Source organism: Streptomyces sp. NPDC008125 (genome assembly GCF_042957125.1).
In the GTDB taxonomy this organism is placed as follows: domain Bacteria; phylum Actinomycetota; class Actinomycetes; order Streptomycetales; family Streptomycetaceae; genus Streptomyces.
In genome coordinates this window covers 49,863-62,498 of record NZ_JBIBHR010000023.1, presented here as the reverse complement: position 1 = coordinate 62,498, position 12,636 = coordinate 49,863, and the positions used below count along the sequence as shown (strand labels likewise).

The window sequence follows — 12,636 nt, the reverse complement described above, 5'->3', positions numbered from 1 at the left end:
CTCAGGCCCGCTTGGCCCTGCGCAGCCAGAGCAGTCCGGTGATCGGGAGGATCACCGGGATGAAGACGTAGCCCATGCCGAAGTCCGACCAGACGGTGGCGTCGGCGAAGGCGGAGGGCTCCACCATCGTCCACGTACCGACGATCAGAACGCCCGTCAGTTCGGCGGCGCAGCAGACCAGGGCGGCCCGGCGGGCCTTCTCCCCGCCGCGCACCAGGGAGTACGTGATGAACCCGTACACCAGGGCGGCGACGGCCGACAGCGCGTACGCCAGCGGCGCCTTGCCGAAGTCCAGGATGATCTGGACGATCGCCCGGGAGGCGGCGGCGACCGTGAACACCCCGTAGAACCAGACGAGTACGCGTCCGGGGCCGGTCCCCAGGTCGAACGACGGCTTCTGCGCCGTCGCGCCGGCCGACGCCGGGGTCTCGGTGCGATCGGTGTCGGTCACGTCAGTTTCCCCAGATGTCGTAGAGCCGTACTTCGAGCACGGCCAGCACCACCGCGCCGGCGGCCACCGTCGCCGAGCCCCAGCGGGTCCGCTCGGTCAACGAGAGGAAACCGGCGGCGGGCACGGCCGCGAAGCAGCCGACGAGATAACAGATGAAGATCGTCATGCCCTGTTCCGGACGCTCGCCGCGCGCCAGCTGCACGATCCCCACCACCAGCTGGGCGAGCGCCAGCAGCGTGACGACCGCCATACCGATGAAGTGCCAGTCCTTGGTCGGCTGGTCCCGGTATGCGGCGAATCCGCACCAGGCGGCGAGGGCGAGCGCGGCCACGGCGAGCGTGACCGTCAGGGCGTCGAGCATGAGCCGAGGGTATTACGGCCGGCCCCGGTGTCCGCCCCCGGCCCCGGCTCCCCGCGGTCGTATACGAAGGAGGAGAGGCGGGGCCCCCGGCGGCCGGAGCGGCGAGCCCCGCGGCTTCCCCCGGCGGCCGGTGCACGGCCCTGCCGGGGCGGGGCCGTGGCGTCCGCCACAGGCGCCCGGGCCGGGCGAAGGCGCGGCCCCCGGCCGGCCGGGTCCGGTCCGGCCTCTCGTTTGCGCAGGTCAGCGAGGTGCGCGAGGAGGAGGTGGTAGCGGTACGCGGCGGAGCGTGGATCCCGTGCAGGAGCCCAGTATGCGGACGCACTGGTTCCGCCTTCTGTTACGTCTGTTTTACTTGGGGCATGACCACGACGAGCAGCCGCACCCTTGCGACCGAGGCGATCAGCACGCCCGGTGCTCGTTGTATGTGTCGAATGCGCGCCATCTGAGGGCCCCCGCCAGTGTCTCGCGCCCCGAAGCGAGAACCCGCCGACGCCGTCGCCTTCCGGTCGCCCGGGCAGGAACGCGTCGGCCCCGCACGGCCTCGACCGGCACCCCTGTGCCGCGACCGTGCCGAGACCCCGGCCGACGAGGGCCGGTGAGTCTCCCCCGGACGAATGCCCCGTGCCCGGCGCACAACCCCGCCGCGAGCACTCGACAGTGACGGAAACCCTGTGATCACCACTTCGGGCCTCACGAAGGTCTACCAGTCGCGCGACCGCGAGGTCACCGCGCTCGACGGAGTCGATCTGCACGTCCAGGAGGGCGAGGTCTTCGGCGTCATCGGCCAGAGCGGCGCCGGCAAGTCCTCCCTCATCCGCTGCGTCAACCTGCTGGAGCGCCCCACCTCCGGCACCGTGACGGTGGCCGGCCAGGACCTCACCGCCCTCGCCGGCCGGGGCCGCCGGGCGAGCAAGGAGCTGCGCGAGGCGCGCAGCCGTATCGGCATGGTCTTCCAGCACTTCAACCTGCTGGCCTCACGCACCGTCCAGGGCAACGTGGAACTTCCCCTGGAGATCCTCGGCGTGCCCGGCCGCGACCGCTCCCGCAAGGCCCTCGAACTGCTCGACCTGGTCGGCCTCGGCGACAAGGCGAAGGCATACCCCGGACAGCTCTCCGGCGGCCAGAAGCAGCGCGTCGGCATCGCCCGCGCCCTGGCCGGCGACCCGAAGGTGCTTCTCTCGGACGAGGCGACCTCGGCGCTGGACCCCGAGACCACCCGCTCCATCCTTCAGCTGCTGCGCGACCTCAACCAGCAGCTCGGCCTGACCGTGCTGCTCATCACCCACGAGATGGACGTCGTCAAGACGATCTGCGACTCCGCCGCGCTCATGCGCCGGGGCCGCGTGGTCGAGTCCGGCACGGTCGGTGAACTCCTCGCCACCCCCGGCTCCGAGCTGGCCGACGAGCTCTTCCCGGTCGGCGGCGGCACCTCGGGCCCCGGCCGCACGGTCGTCGACGTCACCTTCCACGGCGAGGCCGCCGGCCGTCCGGTGATCTCCCAGCTCTCCCGCACGTACAACATCGACATCTCGATCCTCGGCGCGGCCATGGACACCGTGGGCGGCAAACAGATCGGCCGGATGCGCATCGAGCTGCCCGGCGGCTTCGAGGAGAACGTCGTGCCCATCGGCTTCCTGCGCGAGCAGGGGCTGCGGGCCGAGGTCGTGGACGAGGCGGCCGCCACCGCGATCCCCGTACAGACCACCGCCCCGCTCGCCAAGGAGGCCGCGAAGTGACCTGGTCCGAAATGCAGCCCCTGCTCACCCAGGGCACCGTCGACACCCTCTACATGGTGCTGTGGTCCGCGGTCGTCACCGTCGCCGTCGGCCTGCCCCTCGGTGTGCTGCTGGTCCTCACCGACAGGGGCGGACTGCTCCAGAACACCGTGGTCAACAAGATCGTCGGAGCGGTCGTCAACATCGGCCGCTCGCTGCCCTTCATCATCCTGCTGATCGCGCTGATCCCCTTCACGACCTGGGTCGTCGGCACCTTCATCGGCCCGACCGCGATGATCGTCCCGCTGGCCGTCGGCGCCATCCCCTTCTTCGCGCGCCTGGTGGAGACCGCCGTACGCGAGGTCGACCACGGACTGGTCGAAGCGGTCCAGTCGATGGGCGGCTCCATCCCCACCATCGTGCGGAAGGTCCTGCTGCCGCAGGCACTGCCCTCGCTGATCTCCGGGATCACCACCACCGTGATCGTGCTCATCGGCTACTCCGCGATGGCCGGCGCCGTGGGCGGCGAGGGGCTCGGCTCCAAGGCCGTCACCTATGGATTCCAGCGCTTCGACAACCAGTTCATGATCGTGACCGTCGTGCTGCTCATCGTCATCGTGACCGTCGTGCAGCTCATCGGCGACCTCGTCGGACGCCTGCTGGCCCGCCGGGGCCGCACCGCCTGACGCGCCCTCGGTGGCGCCACCTCCCCGCAGACTTCCGTCCCGCACCCGTAACAGCCCCGCTGTCACGAACGCGCGGCGACGGCCGGGCCCGCACTCCTTGTCCGGGCGCTCCACCCACCCGAAAGAGGCACTTTTCGTGCGCAAGACCATCACGTTCTCCGCGGCAGCCGCCGCCACCGCAGCCCTCGCCCTGGGCCTGAGCGCCTGCGGCACGGACTCCGACCCGTCCGCCGGCGGCACCGGCGCGAGCGCCGACACCTCCAAGGCGCTCGTCGTGGGCGCGTCCCCGACGCCGCACGCCGACATCCTCGACTTCGTGAAGAAGAACCTCGCGGCGAAGGCCGGCCTCAAGCTGGAGGTCAAGGAGTTCACGGACTACGTCCTGCCGAACACCGCCACCGAGAACGGCCAGATCGACGCCAACTTCTTCCAGCACAAGCCCTACCTGGACGACTTCAACAAGAAGAACGGCACCCACCTCGTGCCGGTCGTCAACGTCCACCTGGAGCCGCTCGGCCTCTACTCCAAGAAGGCCACGGCCGTCTCCGACATCAAGTCCGGCCAGACGATCGCGGTGCCCAACGACACCACGAACGAGGGCCGCGCGCTCCTGCTCCTCGCCGACCAGGGCCTGATCACGCTCAAGGCCGGTGTCGGCACCGACGCCGAGCTGAGCGACATCACCGACGCCAAGGGCCTGAAGTTCAAGGAGCTGGAGGCCGCCACCGTGCCCCGCGCCCTGGACGACGTGGACGCCGCCGTCATCAACGGCAACTACGCGATCGAGGCCAAGCTCACGCCGTCGAAGGACGCGCTCGCCATCGAGAAGGCCGAGGGCAACCCCTACGCCAACATCCTGGTCGTCAAGAAGGGCGGCGAGAAGGACCCCCGCGTCGAGAAGCTCGCCAAGCTCCTCAACAGCGACGAGGTCAAGAAGTTCATCGAGGACACCTACAAGGGCTCGGTCATCCCCGCCTTCGGTACCCCGGTCGCCTCCTGACCCCCCGCACGCCCACGGAGCCCCGCACCTCCCGCCGAGGGAGGTGCGGGGCTCCGCCGTACGGACCCGCCCATACACGGCGCGCGCCCGATACTGCATGCTGTGCCTTTACCGGTCTTCGGCATGGAGCTGCGCATGACTACCACGTTTCCGTCGATCTCGATCAGCACGGACCGACTGGTGCTGCGCCCCTACGACATGTCGGACCTCCCCGCGCTGACCGACATGATGAACGACGAGGCCGTCACCGCCTGGACGGACGCCCCGCACCCGTACACGCAGATCGACGCCGAGCGCTGGATCCGGCGGATCGCCCCCGGCGAGCGCACCCAGGGCCACGGCATCGTCTTCGCCGTCCACGAGTTCCTCACCCAGCGGCTCGTGGGCTCCGTACGGCTGCTCAACACCGACTGGCGCACGCGCTCCGCCGAAGTCGTCTACGTCACCGCCCCTTGGGCGCGCGGCGAGGGATACGCCACCGAGTCCGTGCTGGCGCTCGCCGAGTGGCTCTTCCGCGACCAGGCCTTCGAGCGGATCGAGTTGCGCACCCAGGCGGACAACACCGCCTCCCAGCAGGTCGCCCAGAAGCTCGGCTGCATCAGCGAGGGCGTCCTGCGCAACGCGCGGATAGCGCGGACGCAGACGGAGGACGGCGGCTGGGCCGACTTCCGCACCGACCTGATCGTCTGGGGGCTCCTCCCCGAGGACCTCGAAGGCGTCGCCGAGCAGCTCGCGGACGCGGGCGGCTACGGCAGCTACGACGACTGGAACTGACGGGGCCGCCGGCCGCGTCCCGTCCGGTCCGGCGGAGGACCGGTGGGGGACCGCCGCCCGCTCCCCTTCCGGAGACACCCGATAGCCTCTACCCGGTTCACCGCGCGGGGACGTTCCACCGGCGGACACACCCTCACGCACCCCCCCACAGCTCCAGGAGACGGACGACGATGGCCGACCGGGTCACGGTGATCGGCTGGGACGGCTCACCGCTGACCAGAGCGGCCACGGCAGCGCTCTCCGCCGCCACGCTCGTCGCGGGCGCCGCGCACCACCTCGAACTCGCCGAAATCCCCCCGGACGCCGAACGCATCCGCCTCGGCAGCGTGGACCTGGCCGCCCGGCGCATCGCCGGACACCGGGGGAGCGCCGTGGTCCTCGCCGACGGCGACCCCGGCTTCTTCGGAGTCGTACGCACCCTGCGCGCACCCGAACACGGCCTGGAGGTCGAGGTCGTGCCTGCGGTCTCCTCCGTCGCCACCGCCTTCGCCCGCGCCGGGATGCCCTGGGACGACGCCCAGGTCGTCGTCGCGCACCCGAGGACCCTGCGACGGGCCGTCAACGTCTGCCGGGCCCACCACAAGGTCGCCGTCCTCACCTCGCCCGGCGCGGGCCCCGCCGAACTGGCCCTGCTGCTCGACGGCATCCACCGCACCTTCGTGATCTGCGAGGAACTCGGCACCGCCCGCGAGCGCGTCACCGTCCTCACCTCCGACAAGGCCGCCGACCACGCCTGGCGCGACCCCAACGTCGTCATCGTCGTCGGCTCCGGCCCCACCACCGCGTCCGCCGCCTGGATCGGCGGCCGGGACCCCGCCCGCCCCGACGGCGTACGCGGCTGGGCGCTGCCCGAGCACGCCTACCACCGGACCGGCCACGGCGTGGCCGGAGGCGACCGGGGGCGTACGGCGGAGAGCACCGAGGGCGAGTCCGCCGGGATGCGCGCCGCCCAACTGGCCCGGCTCGGCCCGCGCACCGGCGACCTGGTCTGGGACATCGGCTCGGGCACCGGCGCGCTGGCCGTCGAAGCGGCCCGCTTCGGCGCGGCCGTCATCGCCGTCGACCGTGATCCTGCCGCCTGCGCCCGTGCGACGGCCGCCGCCCGCTCCTTCGGCGTGGCCGTCCAGATCGTCCAGGGCCTCGCCCCGCACGTGCTCGAACGGCTTCCCGAACCCGATGTCGTACGCATCGGGGGCGGCGGCGTACCCGTGGCCCTCGCCGTCGCCGACCGGCGCCCGGAGCGGATCGTCACCCACGCCTCCACCCGGGACCAGGCGGAGGCACTCGTCACCACGCTCTCGGGCAGCGGCTACACGGTGGAATGCGCACTTCTCCAGTCCGTGGACCTGGACACCTCTGCCTGGCGTGAACGCGAACGGTCCGTCGCGTTCCTGCTCTGCGCGGTGCGTTCGGACCTTGCCCCGTGACCAGGTCGCTACAGCGCGGAAGGTAGGCTGGCCGATTGTTGTACCGAACCCGGTCGTTCGTCGCTTCGTTCGTCAATGTCCGGATAAGGGAGTTGTTTTGTTTCTCCCTGTGGTACGGCACGACCGGGCACGCGCGAAGTGGCGCAGTCCACAGTGAACCGCGGCGCAACGACCTGTCGCTGCGGCGAACGGCCGCGAGAATATGTAGAGGTCCGCGGGCGTTTCGTGCCGCGCGGCGAGCCCGCTCGTTCTTGATGACGAGCACCGGCCTGCCGTGACGCGGGCGTCCCGGGAGACGGGCCGAAGGAGTACTGACGATGGGCGAGGGGTACGCATGACTGACACCGGCCAGGTCCCGGGCGAGGGACAGCCGGAGAACGCAGGCATGGTGGAGCAGCCGGGCGTCCTCGCCCCGGACGCCTACACCTACCTCGACCCCTCCGAGCAGGCATCCGACGAAGAAGACCTGCTGCTGATGCCCGCCGCCCAGGGCGGCGCGTGGGGCGACCCGCAGCTCGTCCCGCCGCCCGCCGGGGACGCCTACCAGCAGTTCCCCCAGCAGAGCGCCTACCCGGCCCAGGAGCCTCCGGCACAGGGTCCCGCGAGCCACGACTCCGGGGCCTTCGACCTCGGCGGTGTACGGATCCCGGCCCCGACGCCCGCCCCCGCGCACGCCGCGGCCCCCGCCCCCTCGCGCCGTCCGCTGCACCGCGGACCCTCGGTCGACGGCCCGTCCTACGGCGGGCAGAGCGGCCTCGTGCGCTCGCTGGCAGACCGGGGCCCGGCCGGCTCCCCCCAGCCCCAGGCGCCGGTCCGTACCGCCGCTCCGGCCCCCGTCGTGCCCGAGTACCAGGCGCCCGCCGAGGCGCCCGCACTCGCCGAGGCGCCCGCACTCGCCGAGGCGCCCGCACCCGCCGAGGCCCCCGCCGCTCAGGAGCCCGTGCTTCCCGGCCCGCAGCTGGGCGAGATCCCGCTCCCGGGTGCCGCCCCGTGGGGTGCGCCCGGGACGGCCGCCGCCGAGGAGCAGCAGCCGGCCGCGCCCCCGGCCGCCGAGTCCGCGCCGTACGAGGCCGTGGTGGCCGAGGCCGCGCCCCTGGAGGCCGTTCCGGTGGAGTACGCACCGGCCGAGGCGTTCCAGCAGCCCGCACCGGAGTCCGTGCCCGCGCCCGAGGAGGCGCCGGACTTCGAGCCGGTCGCCGCCCAGGACCTCGCGCCGGCACACGCCCCTGCCGAGGAGCCGGCCGGGCTCGCGGTGGAAGCCCCGGCAGAAACGGTCGTCCCCGAGACGGACGCCGAGCCCGCCGCCCACGCGCCGGCCTTCGTGCCGGAGGCCGCCGACGAGACCTATGCGCCCGAGGCGGGCCCGCTGCCCGCCGCCGAGTCCACCGGCACCCGGCTTCCCGAGCAGGTCCAGGACTTCGCGGCGCAGGACCCGGCGGAGCACACGGCCGCCGAGCCGATCGTCGCGGACCCGACCGTCCCGGACCCGAGCGCCACCGGCCTGATCGCCACCGGGCCTCCGGTCCCCGGACGCCTCGTGATCGAGGAACCGGCCGAAGAGCCCGCCCTCGAAGAGCCGACCGCCGAAGAGCCCGTCGCCGAACCGGCCCCGCTCGCCGAGCCCGTCGCCCTCCCGGCCGTCCTGCCGGACCCCGGCCCGGGGGCCGGCAGTGCACCGGAGTCCGCCGCGCCGCAGGCCGCCGGAGCGCCCTGGGCCGTCGAGCCCCCCGCCGCCGAACAGGGCGCCGGGCCGCAGTACACGGAACCGGAACACCAGAACGTGCGACAGGACCAACTCCACCCCGCCGACGCCCCCGACGCCCCCGAGGCCCCGGTCTCAGGGGCCGTCGAGGCCGAGCCCGAGTCGCTCGCCCCTGCCGAGCCCGAGTCGTTCGTCCCCGCCGAGGCCGAGTCGTTCGTCCCCGCCGAGGCCGTCGCGGCACAGCCCGCCGCCGAGGAGCCGGAGGCCGGGTACGCCGACGCCCCCGAGGAGCCGGCGACCGACCCGGCCCCCGGCTACGACGACGCGGAGCGCGAGGCCGTACTGCGCGTCATGCGCGAACGCCGCGACATCCGCAACGGCTTCCGCAGCGACCCGATCCCGCACGAGGTGCTGCTCCGTGTGCTGGAGGCCGCGCACACCGCGCCCAGCGTCGGCCACTCGCAGCCCTGGGACTTCGTCGTCATCCGCTCGGCGGAGACCCGGCGTTCCATGCACGAACTCGCCCAGCGGCAGCGTGACGCCTACGCGAAGTCCCTTCCGAAGGGCCGCGCGAAGCAGTTCCGGGAGATGAAGATCGAGGCCATCCTCGACACCCCCGTGAACATCGTCGTCACCGCCGACCCCACCCGCGGCGGGCGCCACACCCTCGGCCGCCACACCCAGCCGCAGATGGCCCCCTACTCCTCCGCGCTCGCCGTGGAGAACCTGTGGCTCGCCGCCCGGGCCGAGGGCCTCGGCGTCGGCTGGGTCAGCTTCTTCGACGAGCGCGAGATGGTCCGCGCCCTCGGCCTGCCCGAGCACCTCGAAGTCGTCGCGTACCTCTGTGTCGGGTACGTCGACGAGTTCCCCGAGGAGCCCGAGCTGATGCAGGCCGGCTGGTCCAAGCGCCGCCCGCTGTCCTGGGTGGTCCACGAGGAGACGTACGGCCGCCGGGCGCTGCCCGGTGAGGAGCCGCACGACCTGCTCCAGGAGACCATCGCCGGCATCCGCCCGCTGGACGCCAAGGCGCTCGGAGAGGCGTGGGAACGCCAGAAGCGCATGACCACGCCCGCCGGCGCGCTCGGCATGCTGGAGATCATCTCCGCGCAGCTCGCCGGGCTCTCCCGGACGTGCCCGCCGCCGATCCCGGAGCCCGCGGCCGTCGCGATCTTCGCCGGCGACCACGGCGTGCACGCCCAGGGGGTGACCTCCTGGCCCCAGGAGGTCACCGGCCAGATGGTGGCCAACTTCCTGGCCGGCGGCGCGGTCTGCAACGCGTTCGCGAGCCAGGTCGGCGCCGAGGTCTGCGTCGTGGACGTCGGTGTCGCCACCGAACTCCCCGCGACCCCGGGCCTGTTGCCCCGCAAGGTGCGGCCCGGCACGGCGGACTTCACCACCGGTCCCGCGATGAGCCGCGAGGACGTCCTCGCGGCGATCGAGGTCGGGATCGAGACCGCCCGCGACCTCGTCGCCGCAGGCAACAAGGGCCTCCTCATCGGAGAGATGGGCATCGCCAACACCACGGCGTCGGCCGCCCTCATCTGCGTCTACACCGGCGCCGATCCGTCCGAGGTCACCGGCCGGGGCACCGGTATCAACGACGAGATGCACGCCCGCAAGGTCGACGTGGTGCGCCGCGCCCTGGAACTGCACCAGCCCGACCCGTCCGACCCGATCGGCGTGCTCGCGGCCGTCGGCGGCCTGGAGCACGCGGCCATGGCCGGCTACCTCCTGGGCGGTGCCTCGCTGCGCACCCCGGTGATCCTGGACGGCGTGAGCGCCGGTGCCGCCGCCCTGGTCGCCCGCGCCATCGCCCCCGAGGCGCTGGCCGCCTGCATCGCCGGCCACCGCAGCGCCGAGCCCGGCCACGTCGCCGCGCTCAACAAGCTGGGCCTGCGCCCGCTGATCGACCTCGATCTCCGTCTCGGCGAGGGCACGGGCGCCCTGCTCGCGCTCCCGATCGTGCAGAGCGCCGCGCGCGCCATGCACGAGGTGGCGACGTTCGACTCGGCCGGCGTCACGGAGAAGTAGTCCCGGGGCCGTCCCCGGGCGGCCCCCCGGACCTCCCGTCCGGATCATGCCGGGCTCGCGGGGGCCTGTGCCGGCCTGGCCCGGACGGAAGTCCCCGGCCCGCCCGGGCAGGGCCCCGGCCTTCCCGGGGCCCTGCCCTCCGGCGGCCCCACCCCGTATGGTGGTCCCCGCCCCACCCTGCTGAACCCGCACGTCACAGCCGCTCCGGAGCCGCAGCGGCAGCCCCGTCCGCAGCCGCCGCGTCCCGTACGCCGGACCGGACTCCCCGTACGGCGCCCACCGCGCCGTACGCACGTTCCCCGCCGAGGAGCCAGCACCGCCATGGCCGAGCACGTCGATCACCCCGCGTACCCCGTCGGACTGCGCCTGCACGGGCGCCGCGTCGTCGTCGTCGGCGGCGGCCAGGTCGCACAGCGCCGTCTCCCCGCGCTCATCGCGGCCGGGGCCGACATCACCCTCGTCTCGCCGTCCGCCACCCCATCCGTCGAGGCGATGGCCGACGCCGGGGAGATCCGCTGGGAACGCCGCCGGTACACGGACGGCGATCTCGCCGACACCTGGTACGCGCTCGTCGCGAGCAGCGACCCCGCGGCCAACGCCGCCGCCTCCGCCGAGGCCGAACGCACCCGCACCTGGTGCGTCCGCAGCGACGACGCCGAGGCGGCCACCGCCTGGACCCCCGCCACCGGCCGCAGCGAGAACGTCACGGTCGCCGTGCTCACCACCACCTCCAAGGGCCGCGACCCCCGCCACTCCGCCGCCGTGCGTGACGCCATCGTCGACGGACTCCGCGACGGCACCCTCGCCGCCGCGCACCACCGCACCCGCACCCCCGGCGTCTGGCTCGTGGGCGGCGGACCCGGCGACCCCGACCTGATCACCGTGCGGGGCCGCCGCCTGCTCGCCGAGGCCGACGTCGTCATCGCCGACCGGCTCGGCCCCCGCGACCTCCTCGACGAACTGCCCCCGCACGTCGAGGTCATCGACGCGGCGAAGATCCCCTACGGCCGCTTCATGGCCCAGGAGGCGATCAACCGGGCGCTCATAGACCACGCGAAGGCGGGCAAGGCCGTCGTCCGGCTCAAGGGCGGCGACCCGTTCGTCTTCGGCCGTGGCATGGAGGAGGCCCGGGCGCTCGCCGCCGAAGGCATCCCGTGCACCGTCGTCCCCGGCATCTCCAGCTCCATCTCCGTCCCCGGCGCCGCCGGTATCCCGGTCACCCACCGGGGCGTCGCCCACGAGTTCACCGTCGTCAGCGGCCACGTCGCCCCCGAGGACCCCCGCTCGCTCGTCGACTGGGAGGCCCTCGCTCGACTCCGCGGCACCCTCGTCCTCCTCATGGCCGTCGACAAGATCGGCGCCATCGCCAAGGCCCTCGTCGCCCACGGCAAGGACCCGGCCACCCCGGTCGCCCTCGTCCAGGAGGGCACCACCGCCGCGCAGCGCCGCGTCGACGCGACACTCGCCACCGTCGGCGAGCGGGCCGCGGCCGAGGACGTACGCCCGCCTGCCGTCATCGTCATCGGCGAGGTCGTCGGCGTCGGCCCCGACGCCACCGCGTAGCCGACGCCACCGCGAACCGACGCCACCGCGCAACCGGCGGCCCCGCCGTCACCCCCACCCCGGACAAGGCAGCACTCCTGTGGCAGAGATCATCACCGTCGAGGACCCCGACGACCCGCGCCTGCACGACTACACGGGCCTCACCGACGTCGAACTGCGCCGCAGACGCGAACCCGAGGAGGGCCTCTTCATCGCCGAGGGCGAGAAGGTGATCCGCCGCGCCGGCGGGGCCGGGTACGCGATGCGCTCCATGCTCCTCACCCCCAAGTGGACCGAGGTGATGCGCGACGTCATCGAGGCGGCCGAGTCCCCGGTGTACGTGGTCACCCCCGAACTCGCCGAGCGGGTCACCGGCTACCACGTGCACCGCGGCGCGCTCGCCTCCATGCGGCGCGAGCCGCTCCCCGACGCCGCCGGGCTGCTGGCCGGTGCCCGCCGGGTCGCCGTGTTCGAGGACATCGTCGACCACGCCAACATCGGCGCCGCCTTCCGCAACGCGGCCGCGCTCGGCGTCGACACCGTGCTGCTCACCCCGCGCTGTGCCGACCCCTTCTACCGACGGGCGGTCAAGGTCTCCATGGGCGGCGTCTTCCAGGTGCCGTGGACCCGGCTGGAGTCCTGGCCCGCGGACGTCGGGGTGCTGCACTCCGCGGGCTTCACGGTCGCCGCGCTCTGCCTCAGCGAACGGGCGATCACCCTGGACGAGCTCGCCGCGCGGCAGGACGAGCGGCTCGCCCTCGTCTTCGGTACGGAAGGGGCGGGCCTCACCCCGAAGACCCTGGCCGCCGTCGACGACCACGTCCGTATCCCGATGGACGCCGGAGTCGACTCGCTCAACGTGGCCGCCGCCTCCGCCGTCGCGTTCTACGCCACCCGCCCGCGCTCGGCCTGATCCGGCCGCAACCGGTCACGGCGCCGGGCGGACG

10 protein-coding genes are annotated in these 12,636 nt (G+C 73.4%); 8 read left to right on the top strand and 2 right to left on the bottom strand.

Annotation, left to right across the window (positions count from 1 at the left end):
* Window position 1: 1 nt before the first annotated feature.
* Together ACFZAX_RS30600 and ACFZAX_RS30595 are read right to left on the bottom strand one after the other, a co-directional pair.
* Complete coding sequence (locus ACFZAX_RS30600; protein ID WP_390965551.1) at window positions 2-451, bottom strand: hypothetical protein; 450 nt, start codon at window positions 449-451, stop codon at window positions 2-4.
* Between the two features lies 1 nt (window position 452).
* Window positions 453-812, bottom strand: coding sequence for a hypothetical protein (locus ACFZAX_RS30595; protein ID WP_390965550.1), 360 nt, complete (start codon window positions 810-812; stop codon window positions 453-455).
* Between the two features lie 671 nt (window positions 813-1,483).
* On the opposite strand from ACFZAX_RS30595, the gene ACFZAX_RS30590 reads away from it, so the two are divergent.
* The 8 genes from ACFZAX_RS30590 to ACFZAX_RS30555 all read left to right on the top strand — a co-directional run bounded on the left by ACFZAX_RS30590 (window position 1,484) and on the right by ACFZAX_RS30555 (window position 12,602).
* A complete protein-coding gene (locus ACFZAX_RS30590) occupies window positions 1,484-2,548 on the top strand; it encodes an ATP-binding cassette domain-containing protein (protein ID WP_390965549.1) in 1,065 nt (354 codons plus the stop codon).
* Window positions 2,545-3,213 (top strand): ABC transporter permease subunit, encoded by a 669-nt coding sequence (locus tag ACFZAX_RS30585; RefSeq protein WP_390965548.1) that lies wholly within the window; start codon window positions 2,545-2,547, stop codon window positions 3,211-3,213. Before ACFZAX_RS30590 ends, ACFZAX_RS30585 begins: the two co-directional genes overlap by 4 nt.
* Before the next feature lie 136 nt (window positions 3,214-3,349).
* Window positions 3,350-4,213: a MetQ/NlpA family ABC transporter substrate-binding protein gene (locus ACFZAX_RS30580; RefSeq protein ID WP_390965546.1), complete on the top strand. Its 864-nt coding sequence runs from the start codon at window positions 3,350-3,352 to the stop codon at window positions 4,211-4,213.
* Between the two features lie 135 nt (window positions 4,214-4,348).
* Window positions 4,349-4,987, top strand: a complete 639-nt coding sequence (locus ACFZAX_RS30575) for a GNAT family N-acetyltransferase (protein WP_390965545.1) — start codon at window positions 4,349-4,351, stop codon at window positions 4,985-4,987.
* Window positions 4,988-5,157: 170 nt separating this feature from the next.
* Window positions 5,158-6,414: a precorrin-6y C5,15-methyltransferase (decarboxylating) subunit CbiE gene (gene cbiE, locus ACFZAX_RS30570; RefSeq protein ID WP_390965544.1), complete on the top strand. Its 1,257-nt coding sequence runs from the start codon at window positions 5,158-5,160 to the stop codon at window positions 6,412-6,414.
* A 334-nt stretch (window positions 6,415-6,748) separates the two neighbouring features.
* Window positions 6,749-10,147 (top strand): nicotinate-nucleotide--dimethylbenzimidazole phosphoribosyltransferase, encoded by a 3,399-nt coding sequence (gene cobT, locus ACFZAX_RS30565; protein WP_390965543.1) that lies wholly within the window; start codon window positions 6,749-6,751, stop codon window positions 10,145-10,147.
* 321 nt (window positions 10,148-10,468) lie between these two features.
* The gene (cobA, locus tag ACFZAX_RS30560; protein ID WP_390965542.1) at window positions 10,469-11,710 is read left to right on the top strand and encodes a uroporphyrinogen-III C-methyltransferase; all 1,242 of its coding nucleotides are present in this window, start codon (window positions 10,469-10,471) and stop codon (window positions 11,708-11,710) included.
* A 79-nt stretch (window positions 11,711-11,789) separates the two neighbouring features.
* A complete protein-coding gene (locus ACFZAX_RS30555; protein WP_390965540.1) occupies window positions 11,790-12,602 on the top strand; it encodes a TrmH family RNA methyltransferase in 813 nt (270 codons plus the stop codon).
* The last annotated feature ends 34 nt before the right edge of the window (window positions 12,603-12,636 follow it).

Coding starts and splice junctions, on each gene's coding strand:
- ACFZAX_RS30595 (WP_390965550.1), bottom strand. CDS start 812: ATGCTCGACGCCCTGACGGTCACGCTCGCCGTGGCCGCGCTCGCCCTC.
- ACFZAX_RS30575 (WP_390965545.1), top strand. CDS start 4,349: ATGACTACCACGTTTCCGTCGATCTCGATCAGCACGGACCGACTGGTG.
- cbiE (WP_390965544.1), top strand. CDS start 5,158: ATGGCCGACCGGGTCACGGTGATCGGCTGGGACGGCTCACCGCTGACC.
- cobT (WP_390965543.1), top strand. CDS start 6,749: ATGACTGACACCGGCCAGGTCCCGGGCGAGGGACAGCCGGAGAACGCA.
- cobA (WP_390965542.1), top strand. CDS start 10,469: ATGGCCGAGCACGTCGATCACCCCGCGTACCCCGTCGGACTGCGCCTG.